The sequence below is a fragment of the Pseudomonas sp. DE0010 genome, from assembly GCF_007680745.1.
Classification (GTDB): Bacteria; Pseudomonadota; Gammaproteobacteria; order Pseudomonadales; family Pseudomonadaceae; genus Aquipseudomonas; species Aquipseudomonas parafulva_B.
Genome location: NZ_VEJQ01000009.1, coordinates 12,025 through 34,861, shown reverse-complemented (window position 1 = coordinate 34,861; position 22,837 = coordinate 12,025). Strand labels below are relative to the sequence as shown.

17 protein-coding genes and 1 pseudogene are annotated in these 22,837 nt (G+C 63.7%); 7 read left to right on the top strand and 11 right to left on the bottom strand.

The window, feature by feature from the left end; all coding sequences use genetic code 11:
- Positions 1-147: 147 nt before the first annotated feature.
- Both FS767_RS09140 and pssA read right to left on the bottom strand, forming a co-directional pair.
- Entirely contained in the window at positions 148-2,688 is a 2,541-nt protein-coding gene (locus FS767_RS09140) for an EAL domain-containing protein (protein ID WP_144964936.1), read from the bottom strand.
- Positions 2,689-2,789: 101 nt separating this feature from the next.
- Positions 2,790-4,118, bottom strand: coding sequence for a CDP-diacylglycerol--serine O-phosphatidyltransferase (pssA, locus tag FS767_RS09135; RefSeq protein WP_144964935.1), 1,329 nt, complete (start codon positions 4,116-4,118; stop codon positions 2,790-2,792).
- A gap of 52 nt (positions 4,119-4,170) precedes the next feature.
- Between pssA and FS767_RS09130 the strand changes: the two genes are divergently transcribed.
- Positions 4,171-5,163, top strand: coding sequence for a GlxA family transcriptional regulator (locus FS767_RS09130; protein WP_144964934.1), 993 nt, complete (start codon positions 4,171-4,173; stop codon positions 5,161-5,163).
- A gap of 15 nt (positions 5,164-5,178) precedes the next feature.
- Here FS767_RS09130 and FS767_RS09125 read toward each other — a convergent pair whose 3' ends face one another.
- From FS767_RS09125 to FS767_RS09095, 7 genes are all read right to left on the bottom strand, one after another.
- Entirely contained in the window at positions 5,179-6,390 is a 1,212-nt protein-coding gene (locus FS767_RS09125) for a M24 family metallopeptidase (protein WP_144964933.1), read from the bottom strand.
- Between the two features lie 150 nt (positions 6,391-6,540).
- Complete coding sequence (locus FS767_RS09120) at positions 6,541-7,419, bottom strand: DMT family transporter (RefSeq protein WP_058605916.1); 879 nt, start codon at positions 7,417-7,419, stop codon at positions 6,541-6,543.
- Positions 7,420-7,586: 167 nt separating this feature from the next.
- Positions 7,587-8,999, bottom strand: a complete 1,413-nt coding sequence (locus tag FS767_RS09115) for a DOPA decarboxylase (protein ID WP_144964932.1) — start codon at positions 8,997-8,999, stop codon at positions 7,587-7,589.
- Positions 9,000-9,118: 119 nt separating this feature from the next.
- Positions 9,119-10,063, bottom strand: coding sequence for a LysR family transcriptional regulator (locus FS767_RS09110; protein WP_144964931.1), 945 nt, complete (start codon positions 10,061-10,063; stop codon positions 9,119-9,121).
- A gap of 99 nt (positions 10,064-10,162) precedes the next feature.
- Positions 10,163-10,873, bottom strand: coding sequence for a YebC/PmpR family DNA-binding transcriptional regulator (locus tag FS767_RS09105; RefSeq protein ID WP_023535102.1), 711 nt, complete (start codon positions 10,871-10,873; stop codon positions 10,163-10,165).
- Positions 10,874-10,996: 123 nt separating this feature from the next.
- Positions 10,997-11,773: a trans-aconitate 2-methyltransferase gene (gene tam / locus FS767_RS09100; protein WP_144964930.1), complete on the bottom strand. Its 777-nt coding sequence runs from the start codon at positions 11,771-11,773 to the stop codon at positions 10,997-10,999.
- A gap of 110 nt (positions 11,774-11,883) precedes the next feature.
- Entirely contained in the window at positions 11,884-13,293 is a 1,410-nt protein-coding gene (locus FS767_RS09095) for an amino acid permease (RefSeq protein WP_027914808.1), read from the bottom strand.
- Positions 13,294-13,616: 323 nt separating this feature from the next.
- Here FS767_RS09095 and FS767_RS09090 point away from each other — a divergent pair, with 323 nt between their 5' ends.
- Positions 13,617-15,041 carry a PLP-dependent aminotransferase family protein gene (locus FS767_RS09090; protein WP_144964929.1) on the top strand — a complete coding sequence of 475 codons (1,425 nt, stop codon included), beginning with the start codon at positions 13,617-13,619 and terminating at the stop codon, positions 15,039-15,041.
- 219 nt (positions 15,042-15,260) lie between these two features.
- Here the strand turns inward: FS767_RS09090 and FS767_RS09085 are convergent, their stop codons facing one another.
- Positions 15,261-16,238 carry a polyprenyl synthetase family protein gene (locus FS767_RS09085; protein WP_144964928.1) on the bottom strand — a complete coding sequence of 326 codons (978 nt, stop codon included), beginning with the start codon at positions 16,236-16,238 and terminating at the stop codon, positions 15,261-15,263.
- Between the two features lie 186 nt (positions 16,239-16,424).
- Between FS767_RS09085 and fni the strand changes: the two genes are divergently transcribed.
- From fni to FS767_RS09060, 5 genes and pseudogenes are all read left to right on the top strand, one after another.
- A complete protein-coding gene (fni, locus tag FS767_RS09080; RefSeq protein ID WP_144964927.1) occupies positions 16,425-17,471 on the top strand; it encodes a type 2 isopentenyl-diphosphate Delta-isomerase in 1,047 nt (348 codons plus the stop codon).
- Positions 17,468-18,745: a glycosyltransferase gene (locus FS767_RS09075; protein ID WP_144964926.1), complete on the top strand. Its 1,278-nt coding sequence runs from the start codon at positions 17,468-17,470 to the stop codon at positions 18,743-18,745. The genes fni and FS767_RS09075 overlap by 4 nt, the downstream gene beginning before the upstream one ends.
- Positions 18,730-19,896 (top strand): lycopene beta-cyclase CrtY, encoded by a 1,167-nt coding sequence (gene crtY / locus FS767_RS09070; RefSeq protein ID WP_144964925.1) that lies wholly within the window; start codon positions 18,730-18,732, stop codon positions 19,894-19,896. Before FS767_RS09075 ends, crtY begins: the two co-directional genes overlap by 16 nt.
- Positions 19,893-21,383 carry a phytoene desaturase gene (locus FS767_RS09065; RefSeq protein WP_144964924.1) on the top strand — a complete coding sequence of 497 codons (1,491 nt, stop codon included), beginning with the start codon at positions 19,893-19,895 and terminating at the stop codon, positions 21,381-21,383. The genes crtY and FS767_RS09065 overlap by 4 nt, the downstream gene beginning before the upstream one ends.
- Positions 21,380-22,312 (top strand): annotated as a pseudogene (locus FS767_RS09060) (phytoene/squalene synthase family protein); the annotation flags it as partial. The gene FS767_RS09065 and the pseudogene FS767_RS09060, both read left to right, overlap by 4 nt.
- Here FS767_RS09060 and FS767_RS09055 read toward each other — a convergent pair.
- Positions 22,236-22,787 carry a sterol desaturase family protein gene (locus tag FS767_RS09055; RefSeq protein ID WP_144964923.1) on the bottom strand — a complete coding sequence of 184 codons (552 nt, stop codon included), beginning with the start codon at positions 22,785-22,787 and terminating at the stop codon, positions 22,236-22,238. The pseudogene FS767_RS09060 and the gene FS767_RS09055 sit on opposite strands and share 77 nt — an antisense overlap.
- Between the last annotated feature and the right edge of the window lie 50 nt (positions 22,788-22,837).

Genomic DNA, 22,837 nt, shown 5'->3' with positions numbered 1-22,837 from the left:
GCAGCTTCATAGCAGCCCTCTGGTTGGAGCGGCCCTTGTGCCGCGATGGGCCGCGCAGCGGCCCCGGCGATCCGTGGTACAGCGTTCAAATCCCAGGGCCGCTGCGCGGCCCATCGCGGCACAAGGGCCGCCCCTACAAGTGCTACGTTAATCAGGGGTATGTGTAGCGGCCGACGCCATCAATGAGATCAACGCCTGGTTGTCCACCGGACGACTCAACCAGTAACCCTGCACCTCATGGCACTGGTCATCACTGAGCAAAGCGAGCTGCTCCGCAGTTTCCACCCCCTCGGCCGTGACCGTCATGCCCATGGCGTTCCCCAGGCTGATGATCGCCTGCACCACACTGCGGTCACTGCTGCTCTTGCCCAGCGACTGGACGAACCGACGATCGATCTTGATGCTGTCGAACGGGTAAGTACGCAGGTAGCCCAGTGACGAATAGCCTGTGCCGAAGTCGTCCATGTTCAAGCGCACTCCAAGTTCCTTCAATGCGTTCATCGTCTGCAACGCGCCTTCAACGTCGTTGAGCATCACGTTCTCGGTGATTTCCAACTCCAGCCGGTGCGCAGGCAGCCCGGTGGTGCGCAAGGCCTCGGCCACATCGCGTACCACGTCGCTACGGCTGAACTGGGCAGGCGACATGTTCACGGACACCAGCACATCGAGCGGCCAGGCTCCTGCCTCCTTGCAAGCCTCCTGCAGCACCCAGTTGCCCAGCAACACGATCACATCGCTTTCCTCGGCCAAGCCGACAAATTCGTCCGGCATCAGCAACCCAAGGCGGGGGTGCTGCCAGCGCACCAGCGCTTCGGCGGAGGCGATCGTTACCCCGTCCACCTTGAACCGGGGTTGGAAATGCAACCGCAGCTCGCCACGGGGGATGCCTTCGCGCAGCTCCTGTTCGAGTACGCGCTTTTCAAGCAGTGCTGCGCTCATCTGCGTGGAGAAATACCGCCATGTGTTCTTGCCCGATTGCTTGGCCCCGTACAGCGCTACGTCGGCATAACGGATCAGGTCGCTAGGGCCACCTGGGTAATCGTCGGAGATGACCACACCCAGGCTGGCGCCTATCTGTACCTTGTGGTGCTCAACCGCCATCGGCTGCTTGAGGGTGTCGATGAGCCGGGCGCAGAACCGGTCGAGTTCATCACGCGTGCCCGGTGCGATCAGGACGATGACGAACTCGTCGCCCCCCAGACGCGCTACCAGGTCGCTGGAACGGGTCATTTGACCAAGCCGCGTCGCCACCTCCATCAACACTGCATCACCGGCCGGGTGGCCGAGGCTGTCATTGATCGGCTTGAAGTTGTCCAGGTCGAGCATCAGCACGGCCCGCGACACCTTGGCGCTGTCCTCTAGGAAGCGGAAAAGCTTGTTACGGTTGGGCAGCCCGGTCAGGGCGTCATGTTGTGACAGGTGCTGAATTCGGGCATGGGCTGCCACCTCATCGGTGATGTCGGTACAGGTGCCGCGAAATCCCTTGCAGATTTTGTGCTCGATGATGGCCCTGGCCGCGATTCGGCACTCGCGTCGCTGCCCGGCCTTGTCCAGGTAATGGCAGCGCAGCGTGCCGGTAGACTCGCTGGCGCCCAGGCTGTGCAGCCAGGTTTCGACATGACCGGTTTCACAATCGAACAACGTGCAGATCGGCTGATTGAGCCAGAGCTCGGCGTCGTGCCCGGTCAGTTCGGCAAAGCGTGGTGAAAGATAGATCAGGTGCTGCTGCGCATCGGTCTCCCAGATCCAGTCGGAAGCCGCCTCGGCCACGGCCTTGAAGCGCGCTTCGCTGGCCTCCAGCGCCCGCTTGGAAATAGCCAGCTGATGGTAGCTGCGGTCAATGTCGGCGCTGGTGCGCATGGCATAGCGTGCAAGCAATACCATCAGTGCCAGGATGATCAGCAGTGCCACAGCCAGCGGTGTGAACACCGCTTGCAGCAGATCGCTACCGGGCTGGTCCATGCGCCAGGTCAAACGATAGGGAACCCCTTGAAGCCGCAAATGCCCCAAATCGTCCGCAGCATTGTCGCTTGCAGTGATAGCCAGGTCCGTAAGGCCGGCCGTCTTACCCATCTGACTGAGCATGTCGGCTTCGATCAACCGGATGAAGACCATCACCGAGTGATGCTTAGCCAGGCTGTCGGCAAGCGCAGGTGGACGTATCACGGCAGAGGTGAAGACCGCAGGCTGGCCATCAAACATGACATAGCCCGACGCCGGTTGTTGCTGCGCCATGGCCTGGCGAGCCTGTTGCAGGACACGATGGCCTTCGGAGCTGAAGTGATCGAAACCCAAGTCGGTCAGACGCCCCTGCACCACTGCATAGAGCGTGCCCTGATCGTCCAGGACGAACACGCCCGCATAGCCATCGTCGCTATAGAGCGTGGCGCCAACGTTGCCCTCATCGAACGCCCATTGCCGGTCCGCTGGACGCGCCAGATGGTCGTAAGCTGCCTGCCAGGAAGCATGGGTCCACAGATAGGTGCGCTCGGCCTTGTGCAACTGTGCCAAAGCCGCATTTGCATGGAATCGACTTTGTTCCAGCTCCCGCTCATCGAGCGAAACGGCGATGCGATAAAGCGACACCAGCCCCAGGATCATCGCCAACAAGAGCAGGCCCGAAAAAGCCAGTACAAGGCGGCGAACCATGCGGCTGCGCGGCGAATCATTGCCAAAAGCTGCTTCCATTCCTTGAGCGCCTATTGTCGGGGATGCACAGGGTGGACCTACAGCGTGCCCGGCCGATCAACGCTATCGACCATCGGGCAGGCCGCACTACAGCCCCTGCCCTACAGCACCCGCTTGATCAACGGTTCCAACCGACTATAGCGTAGCCTGCGCAGCAGCTTGCGCACGGGTTTGGGGTGTTCGGCCTTGACGCCTAAAGCGTGCGCCGAAGCGATAGCCGGGGCATGTTCACGCAATGCGCTCAGCTCCTGTTCGCACGGCCCCCGCCATTGCCCAAGGGGGTCATCGATAAGCAGGCCGTTCTCCAGGTCCAGGTTGAAGCCGCGCGGGTTCAGGTTGTTGCCGGTCAGCAAGCTGTAACGTTCATCGACCCACACGCCCTTGGCATGAAAGGTGTGCCCGGGATCGTTCCACAATCGGACCTGCAGCTGACCACTGGCCAGCAGGTGCTCGCGACGGCGCGCAAAGGCCCTGAGGTTGTCCTCATACAGATAAGGCAACGCCCCGCTGGCATGGAACGGCTCCCCCGGAGGGACGTAGAAGTCATTGGCAGTACGATGGCCGACGATGAACTCTACCCGCACGCCGCGTGCCAACGCGTCGTCAATTTCGCGCATCACGACCCGCGGCGGATTGAAGTACGGGGTGCTGATGACGATACGTTCGCGGGCCACGGCAAACAGCGCGCACACCGTCTTGTTCAATGCATTGCGCCTGCCGACACCGATCAGCGGAATCACTCGCAGGTGCCCCGGCTCGGTTGCAGGGCCTGGTGCGTATGTCAGCCGGCGCATCCCTGCCCGCAGACGGCGAATGTCACTGCGCAAATCGGCGGTCGAAGGCGGCGCAGGAAGGTCCAGGCGCGGCGTGGCCTGCGGGTGAAGCAGCCGATGCACCAGGTCGGCCATGCAGTCGGCCAGGGCCCTGCTGTGGAACAGGTGGTAGCGATCGAGCCGGTAACGGTCGAACCGATGCAGGTAGACGTTGTTGAGGCTGGCACCGGTGTAGATGACGCAGTCATCGATGATGCTGCCCTTGAGGTGCAGCACCCCGAAGAGTTCGCGGGTCTGCACAGGCACGCCATGGATCGCGATGTCCAACTGGCGGCTCTGGCGTTCGGCCTGGTACCAGGCTGCATTGCCAGGCTGCCTGCCCGCCCCCAGCAGGCCACGCCGGGCCCGGAACCAGTCCACCACGACGGTTATTTCAAGCCCTGGACGAGCCGCCTTGGCCTGATAGAGTGCGTCCAGCACCTCCTGGCCCGCCTCGTCATGTTGCAAGTACAGCGCCACGATGACGATCCGCCGGGTCGCTGCGCCGATACGCTCGAGCAGGCAGGCTCGGTAGGCCTGGGCATCGGGGAGCACTTCGATCGCATCGGGGGCCAACGGGTAGCCTGGCAACTGGGCCAACAGGTTTTCTGGGTTCACTTGCAGCCACCTTCTGGGCAAACTATGCCCCAGCTTGCACAGGAATCGCCCAATGGTCCACCCCGCTTCGGTAAATCCACACTCCGGCACGGTCAAGACATTCGGTTTTCTGATCATGCCCAATTTCACCACCATCGGCCTGGCATCGGCGGTGGAAACGCTGCGCATGGCCAACCTGGCCGCATGTAGGCCCTTGTTTCGCAGCGTACTGATCGCGGCGCAGGAGGGGCCGGTCACCGCCAGCAACGGCATGCGCGTGCTGCCTGACTGCACGCTCGATGACGCGCCAGCGCTGGACGTACTGTTGCTAGTGGGCCCCAACCCCATCGAGCGCGGCCCTGCCACCGGGGCGCACATCCGCTGGCTGCGCGAACGGGCCAGGCAACGCCTGCCGATCGGCGGCATCTGCACCGGCAGTTACCTGCTCGCCAAGGCAGGGTTGCTCGACGGCTACCGCTGTACCATTCATTGGGAGGACCTGCCAACGCTGCGCGCCCGCTTCCCTAACATCATTTGCTCGCAGCAGCTGTTCGAGCTGGACCGCGACCGCTACACCTGCTCAGGCGGTGTGGCGGCCATCGACATGATGCTGCAACTGGTGGCTCGCGAGCCGGGCGGCCAGGCCATTGCCGCCAAGGCCGCCGAACTGCTGCTGTGCGACCGGGTGCGTAGCGAGCGCGAACGCCAGCGCGTTTCGCTGAGGACCTTGCTGGGTACTGCGCAACCGCGGCTCAGCCAAGTCGTTGCGATCATGGAAGCCAACCTCGAGGAGCCGTTGGCACCCAGCGAGCTGGCCAAGCTGACCGGCATCACCGTGCGCCAGCTCGAGCGCCTGTTCAAGCATCAGCTGCAACGTACCCCCACGCGCTATTACCAGGAACTACGGCTAACCCACGCCAGGCAGTTGCTGCTGCAAGGCGACGCGCCCGTTGGCGACGTCGCACTGGCCTGCGGCTTCGGCTCGGCGGCGCACTTTTCCAAGGCGTACAGCCGACTGTTCGGTGTTTCGCCTTCCGCGCAGCGCCGCCTGGCAGCCTTGCGCTGACAGAGCGCTCGCTGCTCATTTGCAGATGACGTTGTGCTGCGGCCCATAGGGGAACCGGGTAATGTTATCGGCCCCCTGCTCGGTCACCACCAGAATGTCATGCTCGCGATAGCCGCCTGCCCCTGGCAGGCCCTGTGGCAGCATGATCATGGGCTCGATCGACACCACTATGCCCGGCTCCAGTACGGTGTCGATGTCCTCGCGCAACTCCAGGCCGGCCTCGCGCCCGTAGTAGTGGCAAAGCACCCCGAAGGAATGACCGTAGCCGAAGGTGCGGTATTGCAGCAGGTCGTGCTGGCGGTAGATTTCATTGAGCTCAGCAGCAATGTCGCAACACCGTACGCCTGGACGGACGAGGCGTTGACCTGCCTCGTGCACCTGAACGTTCACCTGCCACAGGCGCAGGTACTCGTCCGGGCAGTGATCGAGAAAGAGTGTGCGCTCCAACGCCGTGTAGTAGCCGCTGATCATCGGGAAGCAGTTGAGGCTTAAGATTTCACCCTTGCCCACGCGACGGCTGGTTACCGGATTGTGGGCGCCATCGGTGTTGGGTCCGGATTGAAACAGCGTCCAGGTGTCCATCAACTGGCTGTCGGGGTAGCGCCTGGCAATGTCCCGGACCATGGCCTGGGTGGCATGCAGTGCCACCGCGTACTCCGGTGCCTGGTCAGCCAGCGCGTCGATCACCGCCGCGCCGCCAACATTGGCGACCTGTGCCCCCTGGCGGATCAGGGCCTGCTCTTCAGCCGACTTGATCAGCCGCAGGCGCATGCAGGCGGTGCTGATATCGACCAGCTCGGCATGCGGGTAGCATGCCGCGAGCGCGGCATGGGTGTGGAGCGTCAGGTGATCACCCTCCACGCCAATGCGCCCCGCCTGCGGCAGCGCCTGGCGCAGGGCGGTGAAAAAACTGCCCTGCCGCCAGTCGGTGTAGACGATGTTGTCGGTGCCGACCGACCGACGCCATGGCTGACCGCCATCGATGTTGGCACTGATCAGGACGACCTGATCAGGGGTGATCACCACCGCGTAGGCGCGCCCAAACGCGCAATAGAGGTAGTCACTGTAGTAGTTGACGTTGTGATAGGAAGTAAAGACGAGTGCCTCGAGCTGCTGGGCGCTCATCAGGGCGCGCACCTCGGCATGCCGGCGGGCATATTCTTGAGCCGAGAACGTCGCTTCGACCTTCTGGCCATTGCGAATCCTTAGGGTATCGGGCATGTGCATGATCGTGATTCCTTGGGTTTGTGAGCACGCAAGTCAGGCCGGCCGCCTGAAAGCATTGCAGCACGCAACCCACATGCACGTTTGTACCCAAGCGACTTCGAATTGGCAGCAGTACTGCCTTTCACATCTGCAGTGGCGCTGGCCAGTGCACTAACGCCGCCGTTGCATCCAGGCTGCCCCCAGCCCACTGAGGCAGATCACGCAAATCCCGACCAGGCTGAGCGTATCGGGGGTCTGGCCATAGAACACCAGGCCCAGCAGGCCAGCGAAGACGATCTGGCAGTAGCTGAACGGCGCCAACAGCGCAGGCGCTGCGAAACGGAAGGCCTGGGTCAGCAGCAGGTGAGCGGTCATACCGAAACCACCCAGCGCCAGCATCAGCAAGGCATGGTCCCAGCGCGGCGTTTCCCAGAAAAACGGCACCAGCGCACTCATGGCCAGGGTGTTGCACAACCCTGCATAGAAGTTGCTGGTGGTCGGGCTGTCGTGCGCCGCCAGGATGCGGGTCAACAGTTGGTAGAAAGAGAAGCCCAGCGCCGAGCCGAACGGGTACAGGATGGCGGGCGTGAACAGCGCCCCGCCTGGATGCACGACAATCAGCACCCCCAGAAAGCCCAATACCACTGCCACCCATTGCGCTACCGTGACCCGTTCCTTGAGCAGTGGTACAGACAGGGCAGTGACCAGTACCGGTGCAAGGAAGTTGACCGCAGTCGCTTCGGCCAATGGCAGGTACTGCAACCCAGAGGTGAACAGCAGGCTGGTGCTGAGCAGGCTCAAGGCGCGCAAGGTTTGCAGCAGCGGGCGTCGGGTGCGCAACACGTTGAGGCCCGAGCGCGGCAGGAAAATGCCAGCCATCAACAGTGTGTGCACCACGTACCGTGCCCACACCACCATCACGATCGGGTACAGCCCTCCCAGGAACTTGGACAAGGCGTCGTGGCTGGCGAACATGAACGTGGCGCACACCACCAACACGATGCCGCGAAGCGGTTGGTTGACGCCGGACAGCGGGGTACTGGAACTCATGGCTCTCTCGAAGTGGACGCAAAACCGCGCTGCGCCATTATGAAGCCGCGCGCACGCCCCGATTGGGCGTGGCAGCAGGATTCTAGAAGAGATACCCGGAGCGCGGAAGTTCAATCATCACCACAGCGTGTTTTTCCTTGGGGCAACGGGTATGGGCGCCACGGTTGTCAGCCCTGCACCACATGCTGCAGCCTGGCCCAGAGACGTTGCACATCCTCCCTCTCAGTGCCCAGGGCGCCAATCGACACACGCACCATCCAGCGTCCATCGAGCACCGCGGGCGTCACATAGGCGTCGCCTGATGCATTCAGGCGCTCGGCCCAGGCTCGGGTATGGGCGTCCAGCGCCTGGTCGGCCATCCCTTCAGGGCAATGCCGAAGGCACAGCGTCTGCAACGGCACTGGGGCGAGCAACTGCCAGTCGCTTGCCGCGCGCACTTGTTCGGCCAGCCACCTGGCATTGTCCAGGTCCCTGCGCAGCCGTGCTTGCAAGGCCTCGACACCTTCTGCGCGCAACATGAACCACAGTTTCAAGGCGCGGAACCTGCGCCCCAAGGGAATGCCCCAGTCGCGCAGATTCTTTACTTGCCCATCGACCGAGGACTGCAAGTAGCTGGGGTTGGTGCTCATCACGCGCACAAGGTGCTGGGGGTCGCGCACATAATAGACCGAGCAATCGAACGCTACCCCCAGCCATTTGTGCGCATTGACCACCACCGAATCGGCAAGCTCTATCCCATCCCACATCCAGCGGTACTCGGGCAGTATCATCGCCGAGCCGGCCATGGCTGAGTCCACATGCAGCCACAGGCCATGTTGCTGGGCCAGCGCGCCGATGGCGCGCAGCGGATCGAGGGCCGTAGTGGCGGTAGTGCCGCAGGTGGCAACGATCGCACACGGCCGATTGCCAACCGCCAGGTCCTGTTCGATGGCCTGCTCGAGCGCAGTCGGGCACAGCGCATAGGCTTCATCGGTCGCGATCAGGCGGATATTGTCGCGGCCAAAGCCTGCCAGCAACGCCGCCTTGTCAACCGAACTGTGGGCATGGGCGCTGACATACACGATCAGGGGCTTGTCCTGGCCTTGAAGCCCATGACGGATCAGGGCGTAATCACTTGAGCGCTCACGGGCGCAGATGAGCGCGACCAAGGTGCTGGTCGAGGCGGTATCCTGAATCACCCCGCTCCACTGCTGCGACAAACCCAGCATCTGGCGCAACCAGTCCAAGGTCGTTTCTTCCAGTTCGCTCAACGCTGGGCTCGATTGCCACGACAAGCCCAGTACGCCAAGCCCGGTACTCAGGAAGTCCCCCAGCACGGAGGACAGCGCCCCATTGGAGGGAAAATAACCGTAGAAATCCGGGTGCTGCCAATGGGACAGGCCCGGCATGATCAACCCGTCCACGTCCTTGAGAATCGCGTCGAACGGCTCGCCCTGTTGCGGCGCGGCCGGCGGCAGCGCCGCCTTCAGGTAACCGGGCTCGACCTGGGCCATGACCGGGCGCTGCTGTACGGTCTGGCGGTAATCGGCGATCAGGTCGATCAGTTGATGGCCATACTGGCGAAACGCTTCGGGGGTCATGCACGTGCTCCTGTGGTGGGCGCCTCACGCGCTGATGGCGGTCAGTGCGGGTCGGCGGTTGGCTGGGAGCAGTGTAGAGCGCGCCGCCTGCGCGAAGAACCGCGCCCTGCGCATAGCTGCTATGGCAAATACGCAAGGCCGCCCTGGACACCGAATTGAGATTGGCGCCACAGGTCGAACACCCGGTTTCGAAACCAGCGATGCTCGGCCGACCCATGCAAACGTTCGTGCCACACCACCCAATACCGCTGACTGTGCTCGACGAACCCCAACGGGCGCCACGCCAGCGGATGCAGACGGCACAATTGGCGGGCGATATGTTCGGGCACGGTAGCCACTGCCTGGCTGCTGGCGACCACCTTTACCGTTGCGCAAAAAAACGGCACTTGCAGGCTGATGTGCCGTTGCAGGCCCTGTGCACGCAGATGCTGGTCAATGAAGCTGTCCTTGTCCCCGCCACCGGAGATTCGTACATGCCTGCACGCCAGGTAGTCGCTTTGCGAAACCCGCCCATGGGCGGTCAAGGGATGATCCGGTGCCATCAGGCACACCGCCCGATCCTCGCCAAGCAGACGCCCGTGCACATTGGGCGGCGACTCGTCGAACAAGGTGGTGGCAAGGTCGATCTCGCCACTGGCGAGCAGGTCATATTGCCCGGCTTGCCAGGTGCGGTACTCCAGGCTGATGCCTGGCGCGTCCTGCTCCAGCGCCGTCACCAGCAAAGGGAGCATATGCTCGGCGACATAATCGGAAGCAGCAAGGCAAAAGCGGCGTTGGCAGCGGCCAGGCTCGAATACCGCAGGCTGACGAAGCGCCTGCAGCTCGTCCAGCACCTGGCGCAAGGGCTCGCGTAGCGTCTGGGCATGCTCGCTCAGCACGTAGCCTCGGCCTTGACGCACCAGCAGCGGGTCGTCGAAGGCCTCGCGAAGTTGAGCCAACTGGCGGCTCAAGGCCGACTGGCTCACGCCCAGGCGCTCAGCCGCCCGGCTGAGGTTCTGCACCTGCAGCAGGTGATCGAGCACCCGCAGGTGCCCAAGGCTGAGCGTGGCAAAGGCAGGATTCACGGCAGCTCCCGCTCGGGGCACGCCCCGGTGCAGCGCTGCCCAGCCATCGCCTGTACGAGACGCCTGGCAATGGGCAGCATCGGCAGATGGGGCTCGCGCTTACTGCGTCAAGCCAACGTAGACGTTCTGGACGTCGTCGTTCTCGTCGATGGCTTCGAGAAACGCCTCGACTTCGGCCAGGGCTTCGGCACTCAGGCTCGAGGCACTCACCGGGTTTTTCGGGGTGTAGCCGATCTTGGCCGACGTGACGGTGAAACCGTGCACCGGCAGGGCCTTCTGCACAGCGTCCAGGTCGGTGGTATCGGTGATGAACAGGGTTGACCCCTCCTCTTCGCCTTCTTCGAAGTCCTGGGCCCCGGCTTCGATGGCAGCCATCTCAGGATCAGCGTCACCGTTGGGGGTGGCTTCGATCAGCCCGACATGGTTGAAGTCCCAGGAGACCGAGCCGCTGGCACCCAGCTGACCCTTGCGGAACAGCACGCGAATTTGCGCGACCGTGCGGTTGACGTTGTCAGTCAGGCACTCGACGATCAGCGGGACCTGGTGCGGGGCGAAGCCTTCGTAGCTGACAGCCGCATACTGCACGGCATCGCCATCCAGGCCAGCACCCTTGCGAATGGCTCGCTCCAGGGTTTCGCGGGTCATCGAAGCCTTCTTGGCCTGTTCGATGGCCAGGCGCAGACGCGGGTTCATGTCCGGGTCGGCGCCGGATTTGGCGGCGATCTGGATTTCCTTGGACAGCTTGCCCATGACCTTGCCCTTGGCATTGGCCGCGGCTTCTTTATGTTTGGCTTTCCACTGTGCGCCCATGTCGTCTCTCTTGTTTCAGCGGCCGGTTCAGGAAACGACCGGCACAAAAAGTGGGAGCAGTTTATACGCCTATGGGCAAGGATCGACAACCGTCTGCGCTGCGCCGACACCCCACCAGACGACTCAGCGGGTAGCGACCACGAACAAGCGCGGAAACGGCAGCAGCACCTTGCCATCGGAAGCTGGCGGGTAGGCGCCTTGCATCGCCTGCAGGTACATCTGCAGGAAATCATCCTGCTCATGCGGTTGCAGCCGCGACAGGTAAGGCCGCAAGGCCGAACCCTTGAACCACTGCACCACGCCCTCAGCGCCGTCGGCCAAGGGGTGGTGGTAGGTGGTGCGCCACACTTCCACCCGGGCACACAGCGGGCTCAACAGGTCGTAATAGAACGCCGCGCCATGGCGCGGCGGCAACTGGAAGTCCTCGAACTTGGCCGCCCACGGGCCACGGCAGGCAATCTCGCGCAATGCGGTGTGCGCGGGCTCCTCCAGGTTGTCGGGCGTCTGCACCGCAAGGCTCGCCCCTTCGCTGAGCTGACGCACCAGGTGCGGGTAGAGCCGCCCGTGGTCGGGCACCCATTGCAACGAGGCGTTGGCCAGGATCAGGTCCTGGGGCTCAGGAGCGGACCAGCCTGCGATGTCCGCCGTAATCATGTGCACGCGGGGGATACACAGCCGCTTGCGCTCTCGGGCCTTCTCGATCATGTCCGGGTCGCTGTCCAGCGCGGTCACCTGCGCATCGGGGCAGCGTTGCAGCAGCACTTCGGTGGAATTGCCTGGCCCGCAGCCCAGGTCGGTGGCATGCCGCACCGGGCGCGGCGGTACCGCCCCCAGCAGGTCGCGCACCGCCCGGGTGCGTTCGTCTTCGAACAAGGAATACTGGGTGGCAGACCAGGACATGGCAACGTTCTCCGATGAGCGATGCCCTCCAGCATATGCCATCTGTCGCCCAAAACGCGAAGCGGCCGGCCCCTTGGAGGGAACCGGCCGCTTCGCAGAGCCGATGAGGCTTAGTGTCGAGGCGCGCTGCGCATCTGGTGCACAACCCCCATCGCCACCACCAGCGCCGCCGCGATGCCGGTAGAGATCACCAGGATCTGGTAGTCAGGCATGAACGCCATGGTCACCAGGGCCGCCACGATGAAGGCGATCACCAGGTAGGTGAGCCACGGGAACAGCCACATCTTCAGGCGCACTTCCTTGCCTTCGGCAATCAGCTTGCGGCGCATGCGCAGCTGGGAGAACGCGATCACCAGGTACACCAGCAGGGCAATCATGCCCGTGGTGTTCATCAGGGTATCGAGTACGTCCTTGGGGCGCAGGGTCTCGCTGAAGTTGATCAGCGCACACACCACTGCCACCGCGCACGAGCCCATGATCGCGTACACCGGCACGCCAGTGCCGGCACGGGTGATCTTGAAGAACGACGGTGCGTCGCCACGCTGGGCCAGGGAGAACAGCATGCGCGAGGCGGTGTAATGGCCAGAGATCAGGCAGCTGCTCACCGAGGTCAGCACCACGAAGTTCATCAGCAACTCGGCGTAAGGCACGCCCAGCAGCTCAAGGGTACGGCGATAGGCGCCGTAGCCGGAGACGCCCAGGTGCGGGTCGTTCCACGGTACCAGGCAAACGATCAGGAAAATCGAGCCTACGTAGAACAGGCACACGCGCCATACCACCGAGTTGGTGGCCTTGACGATCTGCGCTGCCGGGTCCTTGGCCTCGGAGGCTGCGATGGTCACGATCTCGGCGCCCAGGAATGCAAACATCACCCCCAGCAACGCCCCGATGACTGTGGTGATGCCATTGGGCATGAACCCTTCGGCGGTCAGGTGGGTAATGCCCCGCACCTCGCCGAATTGCCAGATGTTGAGCACCGCTGCGGTACAGACGATCAGGAAGCAGACGATCGCGATGACCTTGATCAGGGCGAACCAGAACTCGAACTCACCGTAGTGCTTGACGTTGAAGAAGTTAACCGTGATCAGCAGCAACGTCGTGGCCAGCACGAACACGTTGACACTCACATCTGGGAAGAACCCGTGCAGGATCTTGCCGGCTACGTAGGCTTCCCAGGCCATGAGAATGACCCAGTACCACCAGTACAGCCAGCCGATGGTGAAGCCGGCCCAGCGCCCGATGGCGCGGTCGGCGTAGGTGGAAAACGAGCCCGTGTCGGGTGAAGACGTTGCCATTTCGCCAAGCATGCGCATGATCAGCACCACGAGGATGCCGCCTGCCAGGTAGGCCAGCACCGCGGCCGGCCCAGCGCTGTGGATCACGCTGCCGGATCCTACGAACAAGGCGCCGCCGATGACCCCGGCGATGGACATCATCGTCAGGTGGCGCGACTTCAGCGAGGCACTGAGCTTGCTCTCATGCCCGCCGTTCGCGGTGGTGGTTGTGGATGTTGCGTCCATCAGTTGTGTACCCCGTGCTTCTTTTTATCCAAGGAAAACCGTGAAACCCCGATGGCTGGCGGTTTCACCTGTACATCAGTGCTAATGCGCGCAGGAGGTGTGAACGAACACACGCAGGCCATCCATGGCGGCCTGCTGACGCGCCCCAGGGCTGAGGCCTGGAGCGAACTGAACATGCTTTGTGTGGCGATATCCGACACCTAATGTAAAAATGTCCATCGCAGAGAGCCATGCACAGTGGCATGAAACTCGCACTGCACTGTACAGGTCGCCAACCCTATACACCGGGCCAGCACCTGGCGTTACACACCTGAAGGTCCCCCATGCTGCAATTGAACCCAGACGCTTCCACACCGTTGGTCAACCAGATCATCGACGGTCTGCGCACCCTGATCGACACACAGACGCTCAAGCCTGGCGCCAAGGTGCCGTCGATCCGCGCCTTCGCCGCCACCTACTCGGTCAGCACCTTCACCGTGGTGGAAGCCTACGATCGCCTGGTCGCCCAAGGGCTGCTGGTAAGCCGTGGCAACGCTGGCTTTTTCGTCAATCGGGCCGCCGCTGAACTGCTGGACACGCACACGGCTGACCCTGATGCAAGCCGACCAACGTTCAACACCGAGTGGTACCTGCAGCAGATCTTCGAAACCCGGCAGTTGCCGTTCAAGCCAGGCTGCGGCTGGCTGCCCAATGACTGGATGTACGAAGATGGCCTGCGCCGAGGGCTGCGGCAGGTGGCTGGCAGCCCCCTGGAACTGTCCGGTTACGGCGACCCCATGGGGTTGCCCGAACTACGCGCATTGACGGCGCAGAACCTGCAGCAAGATTTGTCGATCGTTGCCAACCCCGCTCAGCTGATGTTGACCCACGGCGCCAGCCAGGCCCTGGACCTGGCCGTGCGTACGCTGGTCCGGCCAGGTGACGTGGTACTGGTGGACGACCCTGGCTACCCCAACCTGATGAGCATCCTGCGCACCCAAGGCGCCACGCTGCTGGGGGTGGCGCGCACGCCCAATGGCTACGACCTCAATCAGCTTGAGCAGTTACTGGCGCAACATAGGCCCACGGCCTTCTTCACCCAGCCTCACCTGCACAGCCCGACGTGCTCGCGCACGCCGTTGCCGCAGCTGCACCGCCTGCTGCAACTGGCCAGCCAGCATGGTTTCCGGCTGGTCGAAAACAACCTGTACGCCGACATGATCGCCGAGCCGCAACCCTGCCTCGCCAGCCTGGACCACCTGCAGCAGGTGGTCTACGTGGGCAGTTACTCGAAAAGCATCTCGCCCAATGTGCGGGTTGGCTACCTGCTGGCCAATCCGGAACTGGCGCAACAGCTGGTACACCTTAAAATGCGCTCGGGCCTGACCACTTCGCAGGTCATGGAGCGGGTCGTCTATGCCGCCATCATCGACGGTCGCTGGCGCAAGCACCTCAAGCGCCTGCGCCAACGCCTGGCCGAGGCGCATCAACGGGTGGGAGAGCATCTGCACCGGCTAGGCTTCGAGCTGTTCACCGAATCGGACGAGGGGATGTACATCTGGACCCGGCATCCCTCGATCCCTGACAGCGCGCTGTTGCTCGATGACGCGCTCGAAAAAGGCATCATGCTCGGCCCCGGGCAGTTGTTCATGGTCGATGCCAGGGCAACGGGCTGGATGCGTTTCAACGTGGCGTTCAGCCTGGACCCGGTCATGTGGGAACTGCTGGAAAAGGTTTTTGCCCGGCATGCGAGGCGATTGGATCAGTGAGGGCGGCAAAGCTGAGGCGCTCTGGCTTCAGCTTCGCAGGCTACGCGGTCCCCGGTAGGAGCGGCCCTTGTGCCGCGATGGGCCGCGCAGCGGCCCCGGCGAGATGAGCGGCGAAGCTGGGATCCTGGGGCCGCGTTGCGGCCCATCGCGGCACAAGGGCCGCTCCTACAGGGGACAGCGTAGGTTTTGGATTCGCGGTGTAGCGCGACGCCCTGCGTCCTAGACGTGATGCACGACCGCTCCACTCACCGCCAGACCACCCAGGCCCTGACGCCATACGGTGCTGCCGGCAGCCTGCACACCCTTCGAAGCGAACACCTTGCGCAATACCCCACCAATCGGCGAGGTCCCAAGGCCCAGGCTGTTCAGGCACTGTTCGACGCTCTGCAAATGGGCGCCCAACCGCTGGCGCACCTGCATCTCGCCGCACATTGCCAGCAGGGTCGACTTGCCCTGGTCCAACCCCATGCTCTTGCCACTTTCCGGGTCACGGTCGTGCAAGTCATCGTGCAACTGAAACGCCTGCCCCAACTCCCCCGCCAATTGCAGCAGGGTGCCCTGCTGGCTGGCGCCAGCCCCCGCCAGCCGGCCGGCCATGCCTAGCAGGGCCGAGAACAAGGCCCCGGTCTTGAGTTGATTGGTCTCGGCAATTTCAGCCGCCGTCCGCGGCCGTGCACCGTCACGCAGATCCTGCAACTGCCCCTTGACCAGCCCATCGGCACCGATGGCCGAGGTGAGGGTCACCACTAGGTCGCTGCGCACATCCGGCCCGACCGTCTGCAACCCCGCCACAACCCCAAACGCACGGGAGAGCAAGGCAATGGCCGTCAACACAGCCACGTCTTCGCCAAAAGCCAGGTGCAAGGTAGGGCGGCCGCGGCGCAAGGCGGCGTTGTCCATGCACGGCAGATCGTCCAGCACAAGGGAGGCTGCATGTACCATCTCGACGGCACAACCGAGGTCGAGCGCTGCGTGTGGGCATGCGCCCAGGCCCTGTGCCGTAAAAAGTAGCAACAGGGGCCGCAAGCGCTTGCCTGGCGCCAGGGTGCAGTCGCGCATGGCCGCAACCACGAGGTCACGCTCGTGACCTGCCGATGGCAGCAAGGCTGCCAGCCGGGCTTCTACGGCCGCATGTGCGACGGCCAGTGGCTGATCGTGATCAGCGCCAGCGCTGTGCGGGGGGGCGATGGTCGTCATCCTTGCCTCTCGATGTGGGCGGCCCATTGACCGTAGATGAAAAAGGAACGACTGGTAGGCGCCGTTGCCTGATGCTGTGCTTTTTATGAGCTTAGCTATACAAAACGGGTAGTGTTGTACAACTTGTCTGTCCTAAGCACACAGACCGCACGTACCTCAGGATGATTCCCTGGCAGTGGAGCCGGCATGAACAAAAGCCCGTTGAGTCAACGCAAGGATGATCACCTGGATATCGTCCTGGCCGCCGGCAGTACCTCGCATGGGGTCGACGCTGGGTGGTCAGCGCTGCGTTTCGAACATTGTGCACTGCCTGAAATGGCCCTGGAAGACGTCAACCTGGGTACCGAGCTGTTCGGCATGGCACTGCGCGCACCGCTGTTGATCAGTTCGATGACTGGCGGGGCTGATCGCGCACGGTTCATCAACCAGCACCTGGCCGAAGCTGCGCAGGCTCTGGGCCTGGCCATGGGTGTGGGTTCGCAGCGAGTGAGCTTGCGCAGCGGCCAGGACCAGGGACTGACCACAGAGCTGAGAAGGCTTGCACCCGATGTTCCGCTTTTGGCAAACCTGGGCGCGGCCCAGTTACGCGAGGCCGATGGCCTGGACCTTGCCCGCCGTGCGGTCGATACACTCGACGCCAGCGCCCTGATCATTCACCTCAACCCCCTGCAGGAAGCCGTTCAGCCCGAGGGCGACCGCAACTGGAGCGGGGTGCTCGCCTGCATCGAGCACGTTGCCGGGCAGCTTCACGCGCCCATCATCGTCAAGGAGGTAGGCGCCGGTATTTCGCCGGGCGTTGCGCGGCAATTGTACGACGCTGGCGTGTCCATGATCGATGTGGCCGGCGCCGGCGGCACTAGCTGGGCCGCGGTGGAGGCCGAGCGTGCCAATGACCCTGCCGAGCGTGCGGTGGCAATGGCCTTCAGCGGCTGGGGCATCCCGACCGCCCATAGCCTGCTTGCCGTGCGCCGCGCCGTGCCAACGGTTGGCCTGATCGCCTCAGGTGGGGTCCGCGATGGCGTGGATGCGGCCAAGGCCATCCGCCTGGGGGCGGACCTGGTGGGCCAGGCTGCCGGGGTGCTGACCTCTGCAATGGCATCCACCGAAGCGGTGGTCTCGCATTTCGACGTGATCATCCGGCAACTGCGTATCGCCTGCTTCTGCACAGGCTCCGCCACGCTGGCGCAGTTGCGTCGGGCCCGACTGGTCAACGCCCAGCTAGACATCAAATGAGCCACTTCGCCCTGATTGCCCCGCCCTACCCCAGCCATTTTGCTGCGATGCAAGCCTTGGGCGGCGAGTTGGTCGAACGCGGCCATCGGGTCAGTTTCTTTCACCAGCCTGAAGCCCAACGCTGGCTGAGCGACAGGCGAGTGGGCTTTGTCGCCATCGGCCATGCCGAGTGCCCGCCGGGCAGCCTTGACCTTGCCATGCGCCGCGTGGCTGACCCCGCCGGGCCGCTGCGCCTGCGTCGCTTGATCAAACAGCTGGCGCACACCACGGCCATGCTGATCAGCAACCTGCCGCAGGCGCTCAGGGAACATCGGGTCGATGCGATGGTTTGCGACCAGATGGAGCCCGCAGGCGGCTTGGTGGCCGAGGCTTGCAAACTGCCGTTCTTTTCGGTGGCCTGTGCATTGCCAATCAATCGCGAGCCAGGCTTGCCATTGCCCGTGATGCCGTTCGGGCTGGGCTTGGATGCGCGCCTCTACGAAGGCAGTGTTCAGGTCCATGACTGGCTCATGCGCCCGTTGCACGACACCTTGCTGCAGGCCTGTCATCGTCACGGGCTGCAACCGCGCAGCGGCGCCCATGAATTTCTCTCGCCACTGACCCAGTTGAGCCAGACACCCCTGCACCTGGATTTCCCCAGAGTGGGTCTACCCAAACACTTTCACGCCGTCGGCCCGTTACGCAGCACGCCCTCTCAGGCGAGCCCCAACTGGTCTTTCGAACCCGGCAAGCCCTTGGTATTCGCAAGCCTGGGGACGCTCCAGGGCCACCGGTTCGATCTGTTCGCACGTATTGCCAAGGCTTGCCGCCGCCTGGATGCCCAATTACTGGTGGCGCACTGCGGTGGGTTGGATGGCCATCAGCAGGCCAGGCTGCGCCAGATTGGCGCCACCGTCGTGACCGACTTCGCCCCTCAGCACTGGGCGGTGCGGCGAGCCAATGTGGTGATCAGCCATGGCGGCTTGAACACGGTGCTCGATACCGTGTGCGCCGGCACACCGCTGCTGGTCATGCCCATTGCATTCGATCAGCCTGGCGTGGCTGCGCGGGTGCGCCATCACCGCTTGGGGCGGGTACTCTCCAAACGAGCCAGCGTAGCAGCCATTGGCCAGACGTTGCGTCAGCTGCTTGATGAAGCTGCACCACGTGATGCCGCGCTGGAAGCCGAGCTTGCCGCCTGCGGTGGCGTACAGCGCGCTGCCAGCCTCATTGAAGCTGCGCTGCACAGTGGCCAGCCCAGCATTTCGGAGAACACACCGTGCCCTATGACCTGATCTTGGTAGGTGGTGGGTTGGCCAACGGCCTGATCGCCTGGCGACTCCAGCAACTGCGTCCGCAATTGCGCGTGCTGTGCCTGGAACAAGGGCCGGCCCTGGGCGGGAACCACACCTGGTCCTTTCATGACGCCGACCTCACTCCCGAGCAACAACGCTGGCTGGCCCCGCTGGTCGAGCAGCGCTGGCCTGCGTACCACGTGCACTTCCCGGCTTTTTCCAGGCGTATGGAAGGCGGTTATGCGAGCATCACCAGCGAGCGTTTCGCCCAGGTGATCACCCCTACCCTCGGCCCCGGCTTGCGCACGGGCTGCGCTGTCGCTGAAGTGGGTGCCAGCCACGTCATACTCGCCAGCGGCGAAACCTTGCACGCCGCGGTAGTAATCGATGGCCGGGGCATGCAGCACAGCCCTCACCGGGTGCTCGGCCAGCAAGCATTCCTTGGGCAGATCGTGCGCCTGACGGCCCCCCATGGCTTGGAGGCACCGATTCTGATGGATGCGCGGGTACCCCAGGGCGAAGGCTATCGCTTCGTCTATGTACTGCCCTTCACGGCCGACACCCTGCTGGTGGAGGACACCCACTACGTCGACAGCCAGGCGCCCGCCGCAGAGCAGCTGCGCCAGCACATCGAGCGCTACCTGCAGCAGCGCGGCTGGCACGTCGCCGAGTGCCTGCGTGAAGAACAGGGCGTATTGCCGATCACCCTGGCCGACGACTTTCCTGCCTGGTGGAACGAGCAGCAAGGGGCGCTCGCCGTCGGCCTACGAGCCGGATTGTTCCACTGCACCACGGGCTATTCACTGCCCGATGCCGTGCGCCTGGCCGACTGGTTGGCGACGCAAGCGCTGGATGATACGGCGTCACTCAAGCCCGCGCTGGGCGCCTACCTTCACCGACGCTGGCGTGAACAAGGGTTCTACCGCCTGCTCAACCGAATGCTGTTTCTGGCCGGCCGGCCGAACCGTCGCTGGCAGGTGATGCAGCGCTTTTATCGATTGCCTGATGGGCTGATCGCCCGTTTCTACGCAGGCCAGAGTACGCTGCGTGATCGTATGCGGATCCTGTGCGGCAAGCCGCCTGTGCCCGTAGGCGAGGCCATGAAGGCTGCCTTGCGACACTCCCCTGCCCATTTCAAGGACTATCCATGAGCAACGAACGATCCGCCCTGGTCATTGGGGCAGGCCTTGGCGGCCTGGCCCTGGCCATCCGCCTGCAGGCCTCGGGTATCCCCACGACCTTGCTCGAGGCACGCGACAAACCCGGTGGCCGCGCCTACGTCTACAACGACCAAGGCTTTACCTTCGACGCAGGCCCCACGGTGATCACCGACCCAAGCGCCATCGAAGCCCTGTTCACCCTCGCCGGCCGGCCTATGCAGGATTACGTGGAGTTGCTTCCGGTAACGCCCTTCTACCGCCTGTGCTGGGAGGATGGCCGGGCATTCGACTATGGCAATGACCAGGCCGACCTGGAACGCCAGATCGAGGCCTTCGAGCCCAAGGACGTGGAAGGCTATCGACAGTTCCTGGCCTATTCCAAAGCCGTGCTGCAAGAAGGCTACATCAAGCTCGGCGCGGTGCCGTTCCTGTCTTTTCGCGACATGCTGCATGCCGGCCCGCAGTTGGCTCGCCTGCAGGCCTGGCGCAGCGTCTATAGCATGGTGGCGCGGTTCATCCAGGATGACCAACTGCGCCAGGCGTTTTCGTTCCACGCCCTGCTGGTCGGGGGCAACCCGTTCGCCACGTCCTCGATCTACACCTTGATCCATGCCCTGGAGCGCACCTGGGGTGTGTGGTTCCCTAAAGGCGGCACCGGCGCCCTGGTGCAGGGCATGGCGAAGTTGTTCACCGACCTGGGCGGCACCCTGGAGCTCAATGCCAAGGTGGCCGCGTTCGAAACCCAAGGCAGCCGCGTGACCGGCGTGCGCACCCAGGACGGGCGGCGCTTGCTGGCAGACGCAGTCGCTTCCAATGCCGATGTGGTGCACACCTACTCCGACCTGCTGGGCGAGCATCCACGGGGTGAACAAGAAGGCAAGCGGCTCAAGGGCAAGCGCTTTAGCAACTCGCTGTTCGTGGTGCACTTCGGCCTCAAGCGCACCCAGCCGCAACTGCGGCATCACACGGTCTGCTTTGGCCCGCGCTACCGGGAGCTGATCGACGAAATCTTCAACGGTCATGAGCTTGCCGAAGACTTTTCACTCTACCTGCACACCCCTTGTGCCACCGACCCGAGCCTCGCTCCGGAAGGATGCTCGAGCCACTACGTGCTGGCGCCCGTACCGCACATGGGCAACGCGGCCATCGATTGGGAGGTGGAAGGGCCACGGTTCCGGGACAAGATTCTCGACTACCTGGAACGTCACTACATTCCCGGCCTGCGCGAGGACCTGGTCACCTGCCGCACCTTCACGCCGCTGGACTTCCGTGAGGAACTCAATGCGCACCTGGGTTCGGCGTTTTCCCTGGAACCGATCCTGACCCAGAGCGCCTGGTTCCGCCCGCACAACCGTGACAGCCAAGTGAGCAACCTGTACCTGGTGGGCGCAGGCACGCACCCGGGGGCCGGTGTGCCTGGCGTGATCGCCTCGGCCAAGGCCACGGCAGGCCTGATGCTCGAGGACCTGGGCGCATGACCCCACCGTCCCACGACCAGTTGCTTGCCCATGCCGAACACAGCATTGCCGTGGGTTCGAAGAGCTTTGCCGCAGCAGCACGGCTCTTCGATGCGCACACCCGGCGCAGCGCCGTGCTGTTGTATGCCTGGTGCCGCCATTGCGATGACGTGATCGATGGGCAGCAAGCCGGGCATGATGCGGTGGTCATCAGTCAGGAAGAAGCGCAAGTGCGCCTGTTGGATCTGCAGCGCCAGACCGAAGCCGCCTGCGCGGACTTGCCCGTGGATCAACCGGCCTTCGCCGCACTGCGCGAAGTGGCCAGGCGCCACGGCATCCCCCGCGCCGAAGCCTTCGACCTGCTCGAAGGCTTCGCCCAGGACGTGTCCGCCTGCCGCTACCAGACCCTGGATGAGGTCATGGTCTACTGCTATCACGTGGCAGGTGTGGTGGGCCTGATGATGGCCAGGGTCATGGGCGTTCAGGAGGCGCGCGTGCTGGACCGGGCCTGCGACCTGGGCCTGGCCATGCAGCTGACCAACATCGCCCGGGACATCGTCGATGATGCCAAGGTCGGGCGCTGTTACTTGCCCCAGGCTTGGCTGTCGGAATTCGACCTCAGTGCAGACGACCTGGCCGATGTGCGTCACCGCGCAGCCGTCGCTACCCTGGCCAGGCGCCTGGTCGCCCATGCCGAGCCCTACTACGCCAGCGCCCAGGCGGGGCTGCCGGCCTTGCCGCTGCGCTCGGCATGGGCAGTGGCCACGGCTGGTCAGGTATACCGGCGCATCGGCCTGAAGGTCGACAGCGCCGGGATCGACGCCTGGGACGGGCGGCTGTCTACGTCAAAACGCGAAAAGGTCAGCGCCTTGGTCACGGGGTTTTGGCAGGCGCTGAGCTGTCGGCTGCGTCGCTACCCCCAACGCCCGGCTCGCCTGTGGCAGCGCCCTTCGCCCGCAGCGGCCCGCCATGCAGTGCCCGAAGTTGCTGGCGCAGCCGCTCGATAGTGGGGACATACAGAAAACCGAACGACACACAGCCTTCGCGTCCCTGCACGGCATGATGAAGCCGATGTGCCTGGTACAGGCGCTTGAAGTAACCCTTGCGCGGCACCACTTTGAAAGGCCAGCGCCGGTGCACCAGGCCGTCGTGGGCGACGAAATACAGAACCCCATAGGCCGTCATGCCTGCGCCTACCCATTGCAACGGGTACCAACCGGCATTGCCCAGGGCGATGAGTATGATCGCCAGCACGGCGAACACCGCGGCGTACAAGTCGTTCTTCTCGAAGATCCCGGTACGCGGCTCGTGGTGCGAGCGGTGCCAGCCCCAGCCGAAGCCATGCATGATGTACTTGTGAGCAAACCAGGCCACGCCTTCCATGGCGGCCAGGGTGCCGAAAAAGGTGAGCAACGTCAGGGTCATGCGCAGGCTATCCAGGCAAAAGGGAACATGGGGGCAGTCCTTTGGTGCGT

What these genes read in the sequence shown, in the direction of transcription:
- FS767_RS09140 (WP_144964936.1), bottom strand. Translation starts at nt 2,688, where the DNA reads ATGGAAGCAGCTTTTGGCAATGATTCGCCGCGCAGCCGCATGGTTCGC.
- FS767_RS09130 (WP_144964934.1), top strand. Translation starts at nt 4,171, where the DNA reads ATGGTCCACCCCGCTTCGGTAAATCCACACTCCGGCACGGTCAAGACA.
- FS767_RS09125 (WP_144964933.1), bottom strand. Translation starts at nt 6,390, where the DNA reads ATGCACATGCCCGATACCCTAAGGATTCGCAATGGCCAGAAGGTCGAA.
- FS767_RS09120 (WP_058605916.1), bottom strand. Translation starts at nt 7,419, where the DNA reads ATGAGTTCCAGTACCCCGCTGTCCGGCGTCAACCAACCGCTTCGCGGC.
- FS767_RS09115 (WP_144964932.1), bottom strand. Translation starts at nt 8,999, where the DNA reads ATGACCCCCGAAGCGTTTCGCCAGTATGGCCATCAACTGATCGACCTG.
- FS767_RS09105 (WP_023535102.1), bottom strand. Translation starts at nt 10,873, where the DNA reads ATGGGCGCACAGTGGAAAGCCAAACATAAAGAAGCCGCGGCCAATGCC.
- tam (WP_144964930.1), bottom strand. Translation starts at nt 11,773, where the DNA reads ATGTCCTGGTCTGCCACCCAGTATTCCTTGTTCGAAGACGAACGCACC.
- FS767_RS09095 (WP_027914808.1), bottom strand. Translation starts at nt 13,293, where the DNA reads ATGGACGCAACATCCACAACCACCACCGCGAACGGCGGGCATGAGAGC.
- FS767_RS09090 (WP_144964929.1), top strand. Translation starts at nt 13,617, where the DNA reads ATGCTGCAATTGAACCCAGACGCTTCCACACCGTTGGTCAACCAGATC.
- FS767_RS09085 (WP_144964928.1), bottom strand. Translation starts at nt 16,238, where the DNA reads ATGACGACCATCGCCCCCCCGCACAGCGCTGGCGCTGATCACGATCAG.
- fni (WP_144964927.1), top strand. Translation starts at nt 16,425, where the DNA reads ATGAACAAAAGCCCGTTGAGTCAACGCAAGGATGATCACCTGGATATC.
- FS767_RS09075 (WP_144964926.1), top strand. Translation starts at nt 17,468, where the DNA reads ATGAGCCACTTCGCCCTGATTGCCCCGCCCTACCCCAGCCATTTTGCT.
- FS767_RS09065 (WP_144964924.1), top strand. Translation starts at nt 19,893, where the DNA reads ATGAGCAACGAACGATCCGCCCTGGTCATTGGGGCAGGCCTTGGCGGC.
- FS767_RS09055 (WP_144964923.1), bottom strand. Translation starts at nt 22,787, where the DNA reads ATGACCCTGACGTTGCTCACCTTTTTCGGCACCCTGGCCGCCATGGAA.